A 17,394-nucleotide genomic window follows, 5' to 3' on the forward strand; every position below is an offset into this window, starting at 1 on the left:
AAACGACGAACCGCTCGCCTCGCGTTGACTCCTCTCAAAACGGAGCGCCTTTCGCGCTTCTGCTGAAAAACTGCTTCAACCGGTCAAAGTCCCACTCCAATCCTTCCTTACTACTGGAAGGGTTGAAGGGGACTAGCTGCTGTTTCGCATGCGAGCTCCAACCCTGATCATTGGTGGAGTTGTCGATGCCCGCAAAAAAACTTCGTATCGGCGTGCTGTTCGGCGGGCGCTCGGCCGAGCATGAGGTGTCGCTGCTTTCGGCGGCCAATGTCATGGCCGCGCTGGACCCTCTGAAATACCATGCCGTTCCGATCTTCGTCACGCGCGAAGGACTGTGGCTGCTGAGCCAATTCGAGAACGGCGCGCTGGCGACGCCGTCGGCTGGCACGCAGCTCTGCCTGGTGCCGGGCGGGCATGGGCGGATGCTGGCGATCCCCGCCGGCGGGGCGCCCCACGACCTTCCCGCCATCGATATCCTGTTTCCGGTGCTGCATGGCCTGCATGGCGAGGACGGGGCGGTGCAGGGCCTGGCCGAGGTAGCGCGCGTGCCGCTCGCCGGCTGCGGCATACTGGGGTCAGCAACGGCGCTCGACAAGGACATTGCCAAGCGCTTGCTGAAGGCGGCGGGCGTGCCTGTCGCACGCGCGGTGACAATCGATGAGGGCGCGGCGCCTTCCCTCGCCGAACTGGAAGAGCAGCTCGGCCTGCCGATCTTCATCAAGCCGGCGCGGCAGGGCTCATCCGTCGGTGTTGCGAAGGTCAATGCCAGCCAGGAATTCGAGCGGGCACTCGAGGAAGCCTTCCAGCACGATCGCAAGCTGCTGGCGGAGGAATTCGTTCGTGGCCGCGAGATCGAATTCAGCGTGCTGGAGAGTCCCTCGGGCGAACTCTTCGTCTCGCGACCGGGCGAGATCGTGCCCGCGGCGAGCCACGGCTTCTACAACTACAACGCCAAATATATCGACGAGAACGGCGCTGCGCTCATAGTGCTGGCGGAATTGCCGCCGGAGGTGGAGGAAGCCATGCGCGACATGGCCGCGAGGGCGTTCAGAGCGCTTGGTTGCGACGGCATGGCCCGCGTCGACTTCTTCCTGATGCCGGACATGACCTTCCTGATCAACGAGCTCAACACCATTCCCGGCTTCACCAACATCAGCATGTACGCCAAGGCGATGTCGGCGAGCGGCGTCAGCTACCCGGAGGTCATCGACCGCCTGGTGGCGCATGGGCTGGCGCGCGCGGGCCGGTGAAGAGCTCTGAGGATGAACCCTCGCAGTGGCCAGTAGGCCACGTCGCACCACTACGCCGGAAGACCTGCCTTCCTGAACCCGTCGACGAAATGCTCAAGCGTCGCGTCGTCGCGGAAAGGCTCCGTGTCGACCCATCGCTGCGTGGAGAAATGCGGGTTGCCGACGAGGAACAGCGCGACCTCGGTGCGCGCCTCGTCGAGGCGGTCGAGTTGAGCAAGGGCCGCCGCGAGGAAGCGGCGCGAGCTGGTGCGATAGGTCTCGTCGCGGCGCAGCGTCTCGACAGCCGCCTCGTAGTCGCGGGCCGCATACTGTGCCTGGCCGAGCGTCAGGTAATACCAGCTCGGCGGAAACGGATTGAGCCGGAACGCCTTGCGGATGTGTTCGAGACTTATCTCCACCTGGCCGGCCAGCACCTCGATGTCGGACAATGTCGCCCAGATATCGGCCTCGTTTGGATCGAGTTCGATCGCCTTGGCGAACTCAATCTCGGCCTTTTCGAAATCGCGTTCATAGGCAAGCAGGTTGGCGAGCACCCAGCGGCAGCCGGCGTCGTTGGGGTCGATCGCCACGGCCTTGCGCGCCAGTTCCAGCGAGGTGCTTCTAGCAGGCTCGAACGGCTCGCCCCAATGCACCCAGCCCATCCAGTGGTTCATTGCAAGCCAGCGATAGGCCTCGGCATAGTCCGGATCGAGCGAGATCGCGCGCGTCAGCATCAGATGCGCTTCGCGCGCCATTTGCGGCGACTCGTCGAACATTTTGCGTGCCCGCACGACGAGATCATAAGCTTCGAGGTTCTTCGGCCGGTTACGTTCCGGGGGCGCGCGCAGCCGCCCGAGCAGCGCCTCGACGATCTTGGCGGTCGCCTCGTCCTGAACGGCGAAGATGTCTTCCAGGCCGCGATCGAACCGCTCGGCCCACAGATGCTCGCCGCTCAGCGCGTCGATCAGCTGCGCGTTGATGCGCACGCGCCCCGCCGCGCGCCTGGCGCTGCCCTCCAGCAGGTAGCGCACGCCGAGTTCCCCGGCGATGGCGCGCACGTCCATCGCCTTGCCTTTGTAGGCAAACACCGAATTGCGCGCGATGACGAACAGGCCAGGGATCCGCGAGAGGTCGGTGATCAGGTCTTCGGTTAAGCCGTCGGCGAAAGACTCCTGCTCGCGATCGTTGCTCAGGTTGATGAAAGGCAGAATGGCGATCGACGGCTTGTTTGGCAGCGGCAATGTCTTGCGCGTGGTATCGGACTGTTCGACGGTGCCGGTGAAACGATAGCCGACGCGCGGAACCGTGGCGATCCATTCGCCGCCACCGGTCGCCGGGCCAAGCAGCTTCCTGAGCTGCGCGATCTGGACGGTGAGGTTGCCTTCCTCGACGGCGGTGCCCGGCCAGGCCGCGTCCATCAACTCGGCCTTGGCCAGGATTTCGCCGGGACGCGCGACAAAGGCCTCGAGGAGCTTCAGCCCGCGGTGACCGGCGGCAACGGGAACATCGCCCCGAAGCAGCGTTCCCGCGCCCGGATCAAGCACAAACGGTCCGAAGGCAAAGCGCGATCCCTGCATGCGGCGCATCTATAGCCGATTTGGAAGTTTTGAGAACTATTTGGCAGGGCTTAATTACGCCGCTCGCCGCCTGCGGCACACTGTAATCTCAATCAGGCCGAGGGCTTTCGGAACCCTCATTTCGATGGAGGTTGTCATGAACGACAGCTTTGCGCCTTCCACATGTCTGACGGCACCGGCAATGCACACGGGCCCCCGACGCTATAGCCTGGCCGCCTTGCGCAGCCTCATCGCGGAGCACCGCAAGCAGGCCTATTTCCGCTTCGAGCTCAAGCGCATGGCGAGGGACAATCCGCACCTGATCGACGATATCGGGCTGACAAAGAAAGAGGTCGACGTCGAGATCGCCAAACTGCCCTTCTGGCAGCGATGAGGCCGCAACAGCAGCCGTGGAAAGACAGAGAGCGGCCCATTGGACCGCTCTCTTCGTTTTTCGGCTGCCCGGACCTTACTTGGCGTTCGGGTTCGGCATCCAAGCGGGCATCGCGACATTGGCATGGGCGAACTGCGGCAGCTTGGCCGACAGGTCTTCCATGTTCTTGATGTCCTTGTCGATCAGCTCCTTCTGGGTGATCAGCGTCGGCGGAACGATGACGTTGTGGCCCGGATCCTCGCTGGCAAGCAGCTGCGCCAGCGCGCGCACCGAGACCTGGCCGACGACGGCCGGGTTGGTGGCGGCGGTCGCCGCCCAGGCGCTGTCCGGCTCCCGCATCGCGGCGATGTCCGAGGTCGAGATATCAGCCGAGTAGATCTTGATGCCCTTGTTCAGGCCAGCCTCGTCGACGGCGATCTTCACGCCCTTGGCGAACTCGTCATAGGGCGCGAACATCACCTTGATGTCGGGATGCGCCTGCAGCACCGAGCGCGCCTGGTTGGCGACGGAATTGGCGATCGGGTTGTCGAGCGTGCCGAACTGAGCGACCTCGCTGATGCCCGAATATTTCTTCTTCACATCCACCCAGGTCTCGTTGCGGCGATCGAGCGGGGCGATGCCGGCGACATAGACATAGCCGGCCTTCCAGCTCTCGCCATTGTCCTTGACGGCCTGTTCGAGCGCCAGCTTGGCGAGATCCTTGTCCGACTGCTCGATCTGCGGGATCTTCGGGTTTTCGACATTGACGTCGAAGGCGACGACCTTGATGCCGGCGTCGACAGCGCGCTGGGCGGCGTCCTTCATCGATTCCGTCAGGCCGTGCTGGATGATGATGCCCTGCACGCCGAGCGCGATGGCCTGGTCGACCATGTCGGCCTGGAGCGCGGCGTCCTGGCGGCTGTCCAGCACGCGCAGGTCGACGCCGAGCGCCTTGGCCTGCGCCTCGACGCCGGACAGATAGGCCTGGAAGAAGTCACCGGTCGACAGATAGCGCACCAGCGCGATCTTGACGCCGGGCTTGTCGAACGGCGCCGGCTTGTCTGCCGCCAATGCCGTACCCTGCATCAGCAGCGCCGCGCCGGCGAGGCCGAGTGCCGCCTTCCCCAAAAGTCTCCTTGTGATGCTCACTTTTTCCTCCGTTTGTGTTCTCATCAATGTCCCGGTCGAAACTATCTCTTGCCCCTGCCGGAAAGGGCGAAGGTGAAGACAAGGGCGACGACAAGCACCGCGCCCTTGACGAAATCCTGCGTGTAGTAAGGGGCGTTCATCATCGTCAGGCCCTGCAGCAGGACGCCGACGAACACTGCGCCGACGGCCGTGCCGAAGGCGTTGGGCTTGGCCGCGCCGAGCACTGCGTAGCCGATGAGCGCCGCCGCTACTGCGTCGAGCAACAGATTATTACCCGAGGCGATGTCGCCGCGTCCAAGCCGGGCGGCGAGCAAAATCCCGCCGATCGAGGCAAAAACTCCCGAAATGACATAAGCCCAGATTTTGTATGCCTTGACAGGCGCGCCGGCGAGTTCGGCCGCCCGCTCGTTGGAGCCAACCGCATACATCATGCGGCCGAAGCGGGTGTATTCGAGGAAGAACCAGATCAGCACCGCAAGCACGACCAGCACCACCACCGAGACCGGGATGAGGCTCGGGATGAAGAAGTCGATGCGGTGGCGGCCGAGCGCCAGGAAGGCTTCGGAAAACTTGCCGTTGGCGACCGAGCCATCGGGCATGGTCATGCCGGTGGCGATCGAGCGTCCCTCCGTCGGGATGCGCTGCAGGCCGAGCAGCAGGAACATCATGCCGAGCGTCGCAAGCAGGTCGGGCACACGCATATAGACGATCAGCCAGCCATTGATCAGGCCGACGATGACGCCGATGACCAGGCAGGCGATGACGGCGACGATGGCATTCTGCTCCAGCACCACCATGGCATAGGAAGCCGCCATCATGGCGCTGGTGGCGACTGAGCCGATAGAGAGGTCGAAGCCGCCGACGACGAGCGTCGCGGTGACGCCGAGCGCCAGCACGCCGGTGATGGCCACCGACTGGAAGATGAAGACCGCGCTTTGCGGCGAAACGAAACCGTCGGCAGCGCTTGCGAAATAGGCGATCAACCCGATAAGCAGGACGATGAAGCCGTAGCGGATGGCGTAGTCGCGCATCATTCAGCGCCCCGCCGCGCGGCTGTTCGGGAAAAGTTCATTCCGACTCCACTCCATGCAAATTTCCCGATCTCATGCCACGCTGTGAAGCGGTCCGCCGGCCACTTCCGCCAGCAGCCGGTCGAGGTCGATATCGGCGTTCCTGTGCTCGCCGACAATCGTGTGTTCCGACATCACCAGGATGCGGTCGGCGGTCTCCAGCGCCTCGTCGATCTCGGTGACGAAGATCAGCGTCGCGCGGCCGTCGGCGCTGGCTCGAAGCTTCGCAGCGATATCGCGGCGCGCCGAAATGTCGACGCCCTGGAACGGCTCGTCGAGAATGAAGAGCCGCGAAGCCTGCGACATCCAGCGCGCCACCATCACCTTCTGCTGGTTGCCGCCGGAAAGCGCCGACAACTCGTCCTTCTCGGAGCGGCAGACGATGCCGAGCTCATCGATCTGGCGCCGCGCAATAGCGCGCTCGGCGCGCTTCTTCATGACGCCAAAGCTCGACATGCGCTTGAGGAATGGCAGGCTGATGTTGCGCTCGATGTTGAAGCCGTCGACGATGCCGCTCTCGGCGCGGTCCTTGGCGACCAGGAAGACACCGGCGGCGATCGCCTCACGCGCCGAGCCCGGCGCGTAGGGCTTGCCGTCCATATGCATGGCGCCGGCAAGCGGCCTGCGCACGCCGAACAGCGTTTCGGCCAACGCCGTCTTGCCGACGCCGACAAGGCCGGTGATCGCCACCACCTCGCCGGCGCCGAGCGTCATCGAAATCGGTTTTGCGCCATGCGCGATCTGCAAGCTTTCTGCCGTGAAGACGGCGCGGGCCGAGCTTCTGGCGACGACCCGGTCGAGGTGGATCTTGCGGCCGAGCATGGCGTTGACGGCGCCCTCATAATCGAGCGGTTTTTGATCGAAGGCGCCGGAGATGACGCCGTCGCGCATCGACACGATACGGTCGGCGAGCCGCCTGATGTCTGACATGCGGTGCGAGATATAGAGGATGGCGACGCCATGGCCGCGCAGCCGGTCGATCAGCGAAAACAGCCGGTCGGCCTCGGCGCTCGACAGCGACGAGGTCGGCTCGTCGAGGATCAGCACTTTGGGCTCGTGCGCCATGGCGCGGGCGATGGCCACCATCTGCCGGTCGGCCAATGACAGATCGCTGACGCGCGCCTTGAGGTCGATGGTGAGCCCCATGCGGTCGGCGACGGCCCTCGCCTCGGCCCGGACATTGGCGGGCTTGAACAGCAACGACGCGCCCTTGCCGCTCAGCCGGTCGAGCGTCAGGTTGGTGGCGACGTCGAGGTCGGCGACCACGCCGTCATTGATATTCTGGTGCACGGTCACGACGCCGGCGCGGATGGCCTCGGCCGGGGTCTGCGGGTCGAACACCTCGCCAGCGAGCCGCATCGTGCCGGCACCGCGCGCGTAGACGCCACTGACGATCTTGACCAGGGTGGACTTGCCGGCGCCGTTGGCGCCCATCAGCACGGTGACCTCGCCCGAATGCAGTTCAAGCGAGATGCCGCCAAGCACCTCGTTCTGGCCGAAGGATTTCCTCAGCCCCTCCACATGGAACACGGCATCTGCGCCCATTCCTTCCTCCCTGGTCCCTGACGCTATGGGCTCATTCGGCAATTGTCAACACGATTGACATTTGCCAGAGTGCTTCCTAGCTTGGCCCCGCCGCCGTGGCTCCGCTATCGTCGGACACCACGAGCAGGAGGGGAGAGAATGACCGGGAAGTTCGAAGCATTGTCGGTGGAGACGCTGCCGAAGCGCCTTGGCGAGACCTCGGCGCTAACCGAGCGCATCGGCGACGACGCCAGCCGCTGGAAGGTGCGCGAGGTCGGCGACGGCAATCTGAACCTCGTCTTCATCGTCGAGGGCGACCAGGGCGCGGCGGTGGTGAAACAGGCGCTCCCCTACGTACGGCTGGTCGGCGACAGCTGGCCGCTGCCCCTAAAACGCTCCTTCTTCGAATATCATGCGCTGACCAGGCAGGAGCGCCGGGCGCCCGGCTCCGTGCCGGCGATCTACCATTTCGACGAAGGCCAAGCGCTGATCGTGATGGAATATCTGGCGCCGCCGCACGTCATTCTCAGGCGTGCGCTGATCGACGGGCGCGAATTGCCGAACATCGCGCGCGACATCGGCCTGTTCATGGCCCGGACGCTGTTCCGCGGCTCTGACCTGTCGATGGTGGCCAAGGATCGCAAAGCCGATCTGGCTTTATTCGCCGACAATGTCGAGCTCTGCGACATCACCGAGAACCTGGTGTTTTCCGACCCCTATTTCGACGCCAAGATGAACCGGCATACCTCGCCCCAACTCGACGGCCTGGTGGCGGAGCTACGCGCCGACCGTGATCTCAAGGTCGAGGCGCAGCGGCTGAAGCATCTCTTCGCCGCCAATGCCGAGACCATGCTGCATGGCGACCTGCATTCGGGCTCGATCATGGTGACGGACACAGAAACCCGGATGATCGATCCGGAGTTCGCCTTCTACGGTCCGATCGCCTTCGATGTCGGCATGCTGCTCGCCAATTTCTGGATGGCCTTCTTCTCGCAACGCGGCCACGAGGAGAAAGGCAGCAGGGACTCGATGTGCGCCTATCTGCTCGGCGTAACCGCCGAGACCTGGGCGACCTTCCGCGCCGAGTTCTCTCATCTGTGGCGCACCGAACGCACCGGCATGCTCTACCAGAAGAGCCTGTTCGAGGATCAGGGCGACAGGCTGGGTGCCGAGCAGGCGCTCGACCACACGCTGCATTCCATCTGGACCGACCTGCTCGGCTTTGCCGGCATCGAGGTGCACCGGCGCATCCTTGGGCTGGCCCACAATGCCGATTTCGAGACCATTGCCGATCAAGACCTGCGCGCCAGATGTGAGGCCAAGGCTTTGCGCTTCGGCCGCCACATCGCCGTCAACCGGCGCCAGATCCACAGCATCGACGAGGTCAACAATCTGGCCGCGCTGATCGAACAGGAGAAGAGCCTTTGAACGTCGGCCAACGCCACTATCGCACCATCTGGCTTAGCGACGACGAGCGCTCGGTCGAGATCATCGACCAGCGCTGGCTGCCGCATGAGTTCCGCATCGAAAAGATCGGAACCGTCGGCGGCATCGCCGCCGCCATCCGCGACATGTGGGTGCGCGGCGCGCCGCTGATCGGCGTCACCGCGGCTTACGGCGTCGCCATCCAGATGATGGACGATCCGTCGGACGAAGCGCTCGACGCGGTGTGGGAGACGCTCAACAAGACGCGGCCGACGGCGATCAACCTGCGCTGGGCGCTGGACGAGATGCGGCGCTCCCTCAAGCCGCTGGCGCCGGAGGAACGCGCGGAGGCTGCCTACAAGCGGGCCGCCGAGATCGCCGACGAGGATGTCGGATTGAACCGCGCCATCGGCGAGAACGGGCTTGCCATCATCAGAGAGATAGCGGCGCGCAAGAAGCCCGGTGAAACCGTCAACATCCTCACCCATTGCAATGCTGGCTGGCTGGCGACGGTCGACTACGGCACGGCAACCGCGCCGATCTACTTGGCGACGGAGGCCGGCATTCCGGTGCATGTCTATGTCGACGAGACCAGGCCGCGCAACCAGGGCGCCCAGCTGACCGCCTGGGAGATGGCCGGGCACGGCGTGCCGCACACGCTGATCGTCGACAATGCCGGCGGCCATCTGATGCAGCATGGCGACATCGACATGGTGATCGTCGGCACCGACCGCACCACCGCCAATGGCGACGTCTGCAACAAGATCGGCACCTATCTCAAGGCGCTGGCCGCCGCCGACAACGACGTGCCCTTCTATGTCGCGCTGCCCTCGCCCACGATCGACTGGACGGTGGCCGACGGGCTTGCCGAAATCCCGATCGAGGAGCGCTCGGGTGACGAGGTCTCCCTGGTCTGGGGCAAGACCTCGGACGGCAAGATCGCGCAGGTGCGGGTGTCGCCGGATCAGACGCCGGCGGCGAACCCGGCCTTCGATGTGACGCCGGCACGGCTGGTGACGGGGCTGATCACCGAACGCGGCGTGGCAAAGGCCTCGCGCGAAGGACTAAAGGCGATGTTCCCGGAGCGGGGATAATCTCCCCCCTCGAGGGGGAGATGTCGCCGAAGGCGACAGAGGGGGCGCCCCGCGTGAAGCACTGACGCCCTCGCGGACACGAAGAAGAAGTTGGCGCTCCACGCGAGGCGACCCCCTCTGGCCTGCCGGCCATCTCCCCCCTCAAGGGGAGAGATTCGCGCTTCAGCGGCGCCGCCAATTGACAACCCTGCGCCCGTCCCTCCATACCTGCACCGTTAATGTTCTCAGGGCGGGGTGAAAGTCCCCACCGGCGGTAAGGGTCTCGGCCCAAGCCCGCGAGCGCCTTCCAGAAATGGGAAGGGTCAGCAGATCCGGTGCGATTCCGGAGCCGACGGTTACAGTCCGGATGGAAGAGAACGTACGCAGGAGACGGTCCGCTCGCGCGGGCCGGTTTCTTGCGTCGTGCGTCCTGATTCTGGTTCGAAACGGAAGGAAGGACCCATGAATCAGCGTTTCCCCAAAGACCAAACTACCCTTCGTGTGGCCGTCATTCGCGCGCGCTGGCATGCCGATATCGTCGACCAATGCGTAGCGGCGTTCGAGGCTGAGCTTGCCGCGCTCGGCGGCTTCACCGTCGAGGTCTTCGACGTGCCGGGCGCTTACGAGATTCCGCTGCACGCCAAGACGCTTGCCGAGACCGGCCGCTATGCCGCGATCCTCGGCACCGCCTTCGTCGTCAATGGCGGCATCTACCGGCATGACTTCGTGGCGAGCGCCGTCATCGACGGGATGATGAATGTGCAGCTTGCGACCGGCTTGCCGGTGCTGTCGGCGGTGCTCACGCCGCACAATTTTCACGACAGCGCAGAGCATCACCGCTTCTTCCACGAGCATTTCATCATGAAGGGCAAGGAAGCGGCGAAGGCCTGCGTCGAAATCCTCGCCGCGCGCGCACGCATCGCGGCCTGAACCGCTCTGCGAGCGCTGCACTGAAACTAAACCGATTTGGATTTCAGGGCCGCAACTTGAGTGGTTGCGGTCCGTCGGAAATCCGGCCAGAAGCAGTCGGGTCAGGCCGTGGCGCCTGACGTGGTAACTTGCGCTTTCAACAGATACGGGAGACTATTCGTTGGCTCGCATCACACTGAGACAATTGCTCGACCATGCCGCCGAACATGGCTATGGCGTGCCTGCCTTCAACATGAACAACATGGAACAAGGCCTCGCCATCATGGAGGCGGCCGAGGAGACCAAGTCGCCGGTCATCCTGCAGGCCAGCCGCGGCGCGCGTGCCTATGCCAATGACGTGGTGCTGGCCAAGCTGATCGACGCGCTGGTCGAGATCCATCCCGACATCCCGGTCTGCATGCATCTCGACCACGGCAACAATGAAGCGACTTGCGTCACCGCGATCCAGTACGGCTTCACCTCGGTGATGATGGACGGCTCGCTGAAGGAGGACGGCAAGTCGCCGGCCGACTATGCCTACAATTCCGGCATCACCCGGCGCGTCGTCGACATGGCGCATTGGGGCGGCGTCTCGGTGGAAGGCGAGATCGGCGTGCTGGGCTCCCTGGAGAGCGGCGGCGGCGAGCAGGAAGACGGCCACGGCATCGAAGGCGCGATCAGCCACGACCAGCTTTTGACCGACCCGGTGCAGGCCGAGCAGTTCGTGCGCGACACGCATGTCGACGCGCTGGCGGTGGCCATGGGCACCAGCCACGGCGCCTACAAGTTCTCGCGCAAGCCGGACGGCGCGGTGCTGGCGATGAACGTGATCGAGGAGATCCATCGCCGCCTGCCCAACATGCATCTGGTCATGCACGGCTCGTCGTCGGTGCCGGAAGAGCTGCAGGAGATCATCAACAAATATGGCGGACAGATGAAGCCGACCTGGGGCGTGCCGGTCGAAGAGATCCAGCGCGGCATCAAGCATGGCGTGCGCAAGATCAACATCGACACCGACAATCGCATGGCGCTGACCGGCGCGATCCGCAAGGTGCTGACCGAGAATCCGTCGGAGTTCGATCCGCGCAAATATCTGACGCCGGCGATGGCTGCCATGAAGAAGCTCTGCAAGGAGCGTTTCGAGCAGTTCGGCACCGCCGGCAACGCGCCGAAGATCAAGCCGATTCCGCTGGCGGAGATGGCCAAGCGCTACAAATCGGGCAGCCTCGATCCGAAATTCGGCTAAAGCGAGATCTCCCGCGACCGGTTCAATCCCGGTCGCGGGCATTGCTCCTGCCGAAATGCGGCGGAACTTCACACCGACAAATCGGTTCCTGCTCAGAGACCTTCCGGATCCGTTCCAAAGGAAGGAGCAATTCATGAGCAAGGATCGCGACAGCGAAGGGCCGGTCTTCTCGGGCCAGGACGCGCGACAGGGTGAAATCATCCTGCGCACGCGCACCCGCCGCATCATCTTCATCGCTGGGCTGGTCGGCATCGTCGTGCTGGCGTTGCTGATGAGCATTGCCGCTCATTGAAGGCCGTGCCTTGCGGATGCCTCAGACGCACCGACTCAAGCGCGTCGCGATCTTTCAGATTCGCTCCATGCGCTTTAGGTTTTTGACTTTACGCATGTCTTTATCCCGAAACCGGTTCCCACTTTCGGGAGACATGCTTTAGGGAACCATTCCCCGCTCTGCCCGGTTGAACGTCGCGGACGAAATTGAGGCGCGGTGAATTTACATCCCACTGTCGAGACGATGTTCGAGACACTTTGCTGCGACATGCCGCTTCATCCGACCTGGCTGGACCTTGTCGGGCGGCTCTTGCTGACCTTGCTCGCCGGCTTCCTCATCGGCCTGAACCGCGAGGCGCGCGGCCATTCCGCCGGACTGCGCACGACCATACTGGTCGGTCTGGCGGCCTGCGTGGCCATGGTTCAGGCCAACATGCTGCTCGACGTCTCCGGCAAGACGCCGGACTCTTTCGTGCGCATGGATGTGATGCGCTTCGCGCTCGGTGTGCTGACCGGCGTCGGCTTCATCGGCGGCGGCGCCATACTGCGGCGCGGCGATCTCGTCACCGGCGTCACCACCGCCGCCACGATGTGGATCATGACCATGATCGGCCTTGCCTTCGGCGGCGGCCAGTATGGCCTCGGCATGATCGCGACCGTGCTGACGCTGGTGACGCTGCAGGCGCTGAAATGGGTCGATCTGAAAATCCCGCGTAACCACAAGGCGATCCTATCGGTCTCATGGCCGGAAAATTCACCGCCCGACATACGCAACATGGTACGGCCGCTCGGCTACGACGCGCGCTTCGTCGGCATGGAGCACGATGTCGACCGCAACTGCTTTGTTTTTTCCTTCGACGTTCAATGGAAGCAGCCCGACGCGGTCGAGCCTTCGACAGACATCCTGGCTGTGATTGCCGAGCACTGCGCGGTCGAGCGCTTCGAGGTGACCGGCGAGAAGCCGTTCTGAGTTCGGGCGGCAAGCCTACTCCGCCGCGCCCGGCGCCTCCGTATCGGCACGGATGAGCTTGATGTCCGCGCCTGCCGCCCAGGCGCCGATGTCCTCGCGGCGCAGCGCCGCTGCCATCATGTCGGGGAAATGGTCGGGCGTGCAGGCAAAGACCGGAATGCCGATCGCGGCGACCGACCCCGCCATCGACGGATCGTAGCCGGGACGGCCTTGGTCGGTGAGCGCCAAGAGCACGACGACGTTGACGCCCGACCGGACAAGTGCTGCCAGCCGTTGCAGGAGTTCCTTGCCGTTGCCGCCTTCGTAGAGATCGGTGATCAGAACGAAATGCGCCTTGGTCGGCCGCTCGATGCGCTCGGCGCAATAGGCGACCGCCTGGTTGATGTCGGTGCCGCCGCCGAGTTGGACGCCGAACAGCACCTCGACCGGATCGCTGAGCTCTTCGGTCAGATCGACGATCGCCGTGTCGAAGCAGACCAGCTTGGTTCGCACCACCGGAAGCGAGGCCATCACGGCGGCGAAGATCGAGGCGTAGATGACCGAGCTTGCCATCGAGCCGGACTGGTCGACGCAGAGCGTCACCTCGTCGAGGTCGACCAGCCGGCGCTGCCGGCGCATGAAGCCGACCAGCTTTTCCGGCACGACGGTCTTATGGTCCGGCTGGTAGTGGCGAAGGTTCGCCGTGATCGTGCGCGGCCAGTCGATATCGCGCTGGCGCGGCCGGTTGGTGCGCCGCGACTTATCGAGCGCGCCGCGGATCGCCTCTGCGGTCTTCTGCTCGAGGCGCTGCATCAGCTTGGCGACGATGTCGGAAATGATCGACCTGGCGATGTCCTTGGTCTTGTCGGGCATCGCCGAGCGCAGCGAGACGAGGTCGGCGACCAGATTGACGTCGGCCTCGATCGCCTTGAGAAATTCTGGCTCCATCAGCATCTGCTTCAGGTTCAGCCGCTCGAAGGCGTCCTTCTGCACCACCTGGACGACCTGCTCCGGGAAGAAGGAGCGGATGTCGCCCATCCATTGCGCGACGCGCGGCGCCGAACGGCCAAGCCCGCCGCGCCGCTTGCGCGGATCGCCGGCGGTGTCGCCGCTGCCGTCGCCATAAAGCGCATCGAGCACCGCCGACAGTTTTCGGTCCTCGGCCGAGAGCGCCGAGGAGGATTGATCGTCGGCGCCAATCGCCAGCCGCCAGCGGCGCTCGCGATTGTCCATGGTCGGATCAAGGTCCGGCCCGGTCGTTTCGTCAGCCATGATTGGCCTCCCCTGCCAGCAGCTTTGCGAGAAGACCAAAATGCCTGTTCCATGCCGCGCCGCCGTCCGGCGCCGGAATCAGCCCACCGGGCAGGCTTGCTCTTTTGCCAAGCACCGCCTCGATCAGGCGCCGGCGCTCCATGCTGTCGAGGTTGGAGAAGACGCGGCGCAGCAGCGGCAGATGCGCCACGAAAGCCTGCTCGTCGAGCGAGGCCAGCCAGGCATCGACAGCGCCGCGCAAACCCTCGTCATAGATCAGCCGCTGGCCGGCGCCGCTGAAGAAACCTTCGAAGAAGGCGGCGGCATCGAGAACGGGCGTCCCTGGCGACAGGCGTCTTGCCAGCAGATCGGCGGTGGCTTCGGCGGAGAGCTGGCCGGCCTCGTAGAGCAGATGCGCTGCGCAGCCGGCGACGAGCGCCGTCGAGCGCGAAGAGTCGAGCACGGCCGCCAACCCGTTGCGCCAGGCCTCCACAACATGCTCATCCGACTCGACCAATTTGATCGCCTCGTCGGCCTTGCGAAGTGCTGCCATCAGCGCGGCGGCCGCCTGCGCATCGAGATCGCGCGCCGCGTATGGGAGTGCGATGGAGCCTTCGATGACCAGCCGCTCCAGCAGGCCGGCGAGCCGTTCCGTCTCGGTCTTGCGCGCTTCGCCGTAGCGGATGATGTCGGCGAGCGGCGGCACCGAGGCCAGCAGCTCCAGGCACTCGCTGCTGTGCGCCGCCTTTTCCTCGAGCGCTGCGAGGCCGGCCGCGGATGCCTCGCTCAGGGCGGCGGTGATCGCGCTCTGCACCAGCGCGGCCAAAACATCGAGTGTCGCGGCGGCGCCGATCATCTGGATCAGCCGGCCATTGGCGGCCTTCTCGATGGTCGGGCCGTAGACCAGGTTCTCGACCAGGCGGACGGCATATTCCGGCTGCCAGGCGAGCATCCAGCGCTCACGGAATGTGCCGCGGCTGCGACCGACATCCGTCAGCCTGCCCCAGTTGACGCCGAGCACGTTCAGCCGGTGCAGCAAGGTCGAGCGAAACAGCCCGCTCTCGCTGCGCAGGTCGACGGAAAGCTCGCGCTCCAGCGCTTCGGGCTTCAGCCGCGCAGCCTTCTGGTTGCGCTGCAGATCGTCGATCAGCGGCGCGAGCGGCGTGTCGGGCGGGATCTCGCCGACATCGGCGCCAAGCAGCAGCTCGGCCTCGACCATCTTCCACAGCAGGGCCTCGCCGTTGAAGAGCGCCGAGACCGAGGCGTCGCGAAGTTCCTCGAAGCCCGGCTTCGGCCGTTCGCGGATTGCGGCAAGCGCGCGCGCCAGACGCTCCGCTTCGATCAGCGATGCAGTCGAGATCATGTGGCCCTTCGCCCTGAGCACCGTGGCGATGCGCGCCAACCACAGGACCGAGGCGTCGTCCTGCCCACGTGTCTGCCACAGATGCTTGCACCAGCCCGGCGCGACGACGCCGGCGCCGTAGCCATAGCCCAGAGCCAGGCGCGGTCCGGTCCAGGGCGCGAAGGTCATCGTGGTCTTGCGCCGGCCGATGCCCTTGAGCAGCGCCTGGTCGCTCTTCTGCGTATGCGCCGCTTGAAGGGCCGGCACGTGCCAGGCGCCGCAGACGACAGCCAGCGGGCCGTCGAATTCTTTCCGCGCGGCGGCGATCTCGAGGCGCATATGCGCCTCGCGCATCGCCTCGAACCTGCCGATCGTGCCCTCGCCGTCACGCAGCGTCGTCATCGCGTCGGCGATGGCCGCGAAGATCGGGCCGGGTTCGGGATTCTGCTCGATGATATCCGACCACCAGCTCTCGCCGTCCTCATAGCCGGCGGCGCGCGCCAGGGTACCGATCGGATCCTGAATGCGCGTGGGTTCTTCGCCCTGCTCGTCCGTGGCCCCCGACTCGGCTGCTTCGGCGTCCGCTGCCCCTTCAGGCGCCTTCTCCGCAAAACGCGCGGCCGACGGCAGGTCGATGAAGCGCGGCGCCGCCTTGTTGGCGACGGTCCAAAGTGCTGCCTGATATTCCGGCGAGAATTCGGCGAAGGGCCAGAAGCTGGTCGCGGCGGGATCATCCTCCGGATAGCAGAGCAACGCCACCGGCGGCTTCATGTCGGGGCTGGCGAGCAGCGGCAACAGCGGCGAGGCATCCACCGGCCCCTCGATCAGCACGGCGACGGGCTGCAATTCCTGCAACGCCTTGACCAGGCTCCCGGCGGAGCCCGGCCCGTGGTGGCGAATGCCGAAATAGCTGATGCCGCCCTGCGTCATGGTTCAGATGGCCGCGTTGAGCGCCGCATAATAGCCGGCATAGTCCGGCCGCTTCTTCAGCACCGTCTCAAGATATTCCTCCAGCACCACCTTGTCCTGCACCGGGTCCTTGACGATCGCGCCCACGAGGCTTGGCGCCAGCCCCTCGGCGTGGAGCTTGCCGTCGTCGAACCATGCCGCCTGGCTGAGCCCGCTGACCATGGTGGCGATCGCCTCGGCGGTCGACAGCGAGCCCGACGGCGTCTTCAGCGTCACCTTGCCGTCGGCGGTTGCGCCCGAGCGCAGCTCGCGGAAGATGGTGAGCACTCGCGCAATCTCCTCGCCGACATTCTTCGGCACCGGCAGGTCCAGCCCGCCGGCCATCTCGCCGACGCGCCGGGAGACGATGGAGACTTCCTCCGCCATATCGTCCGGCAAGGGCAACACCACGACGTTGAAGCGGCGCTTCAGCGCCGAGGAGAGTTCGTTGACGCCCTTGTCGCGGTTGTTGGCGGTGGCGATGATGTTGAAGCCGCGCTGGGCATAGATCGAGGTGTTGAGCTCCGGCACCGGCATCATCTTTTCCGACAGCACTGTAATCAGCGTGTCCTGCACGTCGGAGCCCATGCGCGTCAGCTCTTCCAGCCGGCAAAGCTTGCCGTCCTGCATGGCGCGGTAGAGCGGCGTCGGCACCAGCGCCTCCTGGCTCGGGCCCTTGGCGAGAAGCTGGGCATAGTTCCAGCCATAGCGGATCTGGTTTTCGTCAGTGCCGGCGGTGCATTGCACGACCAGCGTCGAATTGCCCATGATGGCGCCGGCGAGATGTTCTGAGACCCAGGATTTTGCCGTTCCGGGAACGCCGAGCAGAAGCAGCGCCCGGTCGGTCGCGAGCGTGGCGACCGCCGTTTCCATCAATTGCCGGCGGCCGACATATTTCGGCGAAATCACCGTGCCGTCGCTCGCCTTCCCACCCATCATATAGGTAAGCACGGCTTTCGGCGACAGGCTCCAGCCGGCAGGCTTTTGCCGGTCGTCGCCGCGCGCGAGCGCCTGCAGTTCGGCGGCGTAGACCTGTTCGGCCGGGAGGCGGATGGCTGCGTTCATGCGATCTTCTCCGGG

The 17,394-nt window shown here is 64.9% G+C and carries 15 protein-coding genes and 1 riboswitch; of the genes, 8 read left to right on the top strand and 7 right to left on the bottom strand.

Annotation, left to right across the window (positions count from 1 at the left end; genetic code table 11):
• Window positions 1-185 precede the first annotated feature (185 nt).
• Window positions 186-1,250, top strand: coding sequence for a D-alanine--D-alanine ligase family protein (locus CK230_RS19990; protein WP_095818859.1), 1,065 nt, complete (start codon window positions 186-188; stop codon window positions 1,248-1,250).
• A 50-nt stretch (window positions 1,251-1,300) separates the two neighbouring features.
• Here the strand turns inward: CK230_RS19990 and CK230_RS19995 are convergent, their stop codons facing one another.
• Entirely contained in the window at window positions 1,301-2,815 is a 1,515-nt protein-coding gene (locus CK230_RS19995) for a winged helix-turn-helix domain-containing tetratricopeptide repeat protein (protein WP_245429982.1), read from the bottom strand.
• A gap of 172 nt (window positions 2,816-2,987) precedes the next feature.
• On the opposite strand from CK230_RS19995, the gene CK230_RS20000 reads away from it, so the two are divergent.
• Window positions 2,988-3,179 (top strand): hypothetical protein, encoded by a 192-nt coding sequence (locus CK230_RS20000; protein WP_095818963.1) that lies wholly within the window; start codon window positions 2,988-2,990, stop codon window positions 3,177-3,179.
• A 75-nt stretch (window positions 3,180-3,254) separates the two neighbouring features.
• Here CK230_RS20000 and CK230_RS20005 read toward each other — a convergent pair whose 3' ends face one another.
• The 3 genes from CK230_RS20005 to CK230_RS20015 all read right to left on the bottom strand — a co-directional run bounded on the left by CK230_RS20005 (window position 3,255) and on the right by CK230_RS20015 (window position 6,922).
• Window positions 3,255-4,307, bottom strand: a complete 1,053-nt coding sequence (locus CK230_RS20005) for a substrate-binding domain-containing protein (protein ID WP_095818860.1) — start codon at window positions 4,305-4,307, stop codon at window positions 3,255-3,257.
• A gap of 41 nt (window positions 4,308-4,348) precedes the next feature.
• Window positions 4,349-5,341 (bottom strand): ABC transporter permease, encoded by a 993-nt coding sequence (locus CK230_RS20010; protein WP_095818861.1) that lies wholly within the window; start codon window positions 5,339-5,341, stop codon window positions 4,349-4,351.
• 69 nt (window positions 5,342-5,410) lie between these two features.
• Complete coding sequence (locus tag CK230_RS20015) at window positions 5,411-6,922, bottom strand: sugar ABC transporter ATP-binding protein (protein ID WP_095818862.1); 1,512 nt, start codon at window positions 6,920-6,922, stop codon at window positions 5,411-5,413.
• A 138-nt stretch (window positions 6,923-7,060) separates the two neighbouring features.
• Here CK230_RS20015 and mtnK point away from each other — a divergent pair, with 138 nt between their 5' ends.
• The 6 genes from mtnK to CK230_RS20045 all read left to right on the top strand — a co-directional run bounded on the left by mtnK (window position 7,061) and on the right by CK230_RS20045 (window position 12,794).
• Complete coding sequence (gene mtnK / locus CK230_RS20020) at window positions 7,061-8,329, top strand: S-methyl-5-thioribose kinase (RefSeq protein WP_095818863.1); 1,269 nt, start codon at window positions 7,061-7,063, stop codon at window positions 8,327-8,329.
• The gene (gene mtnA, locus CK230_RS20025) at window positions 8,326-9,420 is read left to right on the top strand and encodes an S-methyl-5-thioribose-1-phosphate isomerase (protein WP_095818864.1); all 1,095 of its coding nucleotides are present in this window, start codon (window positions 8,326-8,328) and stop codon (window positions 9,418-9,420) included. Before mtnK ends, mtnA begins: the two co-directional genes overlap by 4 nt.
• 216 nt (window positions 9,421-9,636) lie before the next feature.
• Window positions 9,637-9,782, top strand: a riboswitch (FMN riboswitch).
• Between the two features lie 79 nt (window positions 9,783-9,861).
• Entirely contained in the window at window positions 9,862-10,329 is a 468-nt protein-coding gene (locus CK230_RS20030; protein WP_095818865.1) for a 6,7-dimethyl-8-ribityllumazine synthase, read from the top strand.
• Window positions 10,330-10,489: 160 nt separating this feature from the next.
• Window positions 10,490-11,554: a class II fructose-bisphosphate aldolase gene (fba, locus tag CK230_RS20035; protein WP_095818866.1), complete on the top strand. Its 1,065-nt coding sequence runs from the start codon at window positions 10,490-10,492 to the stop codon at window positions 11,552-11,554.
• Window positions 11,555-11,687: 133 nt separating this feature from the next.
• Window positions 11,688-11,846: a peptide ABC transporter permease gene (locus CK230_RS20040; RefSeq protein ID WP_095818964.1), complete on the top strand. Its 159-nt coding sequence runs from the start codon at window positions 11,688-11,690 to the stop codon at window positions 11,844-11,846.
• Window positions 11,847-12,068: 222 nt separating this feature from the next.
• Window positions 12,069-12,794 carry an MgtC/SapB family protein gene (locus tag CK230_RS20045; protein WP_095818867.1) on the top strand — a complete coding sequence of 242 codons (726 nt, stop codon included), beginning with the start codon at window positions 12,069-12,071 and terminating at the stop codon, window positions 12,792-12,794.
• 15 nt (window positions 12,795-12,809) lie between these two features.
• Here CK230_RS20045 and CK230_RS20050 read toward each other — a convergent pair whose 3' ends face one another.
• The 3 genes from CK230_RS20050 to CK230_RS20060 are packed head-to-tail and all read right to left on the bottom strand — an operon-like array spanning window position 12,810 to window position 17,379.
• Window positions 12,810-14,045, bottom strand: a complete 1,236-nt coding sequence (locus tag CK230_RS20050; RefSeq protein ID WP_095818868.1) for a VWA domain-containing protein — start codon at window positions 14,043-14,045, stop codon at window positions 12,810-12,812.
• Complete coding sequence (locus tag CK230_RS20055) at window positions 14,038-16,296, bottom strand: DUF5682 family protein (protein ID WP_095818869.1); 2,259 nt, start codon at window positions 16,294-16,296, stop codon at window positions 14,038-14,040. The genes CK230_RS20050 and CK230_RS20055 overlap by 8 nt, the downstream gene beginning before the upstream one ends.
• A 3-nt stretch (window positions 16,297-16,299) precedes the next feature.
• The gene (locus CK230_RS20060) at window positions 16,300-17,379 is read right to left on the bottom strand and encodes an AAA family ATPase (RefSeq protein WP_095818870.1); all 1,080 of its coding nucleotides are present in this window, start codon (window positions 17,377-17,379) and stop codon (window positions 16,300-16,302) included.
• Window positions 17,380-17,394 lie beyond the last annotated feature (15 nt).

It is taken from the genome of Mesorhizobium sp. WSM3859, assembly GCF_002295065.1.
Classification (GTDB): domain Bacteria; phylum Pseudomonadota; class Alphaproteobacteria; order Rhizobiales; family Rhizobiaceae; genus Mesorhizobium.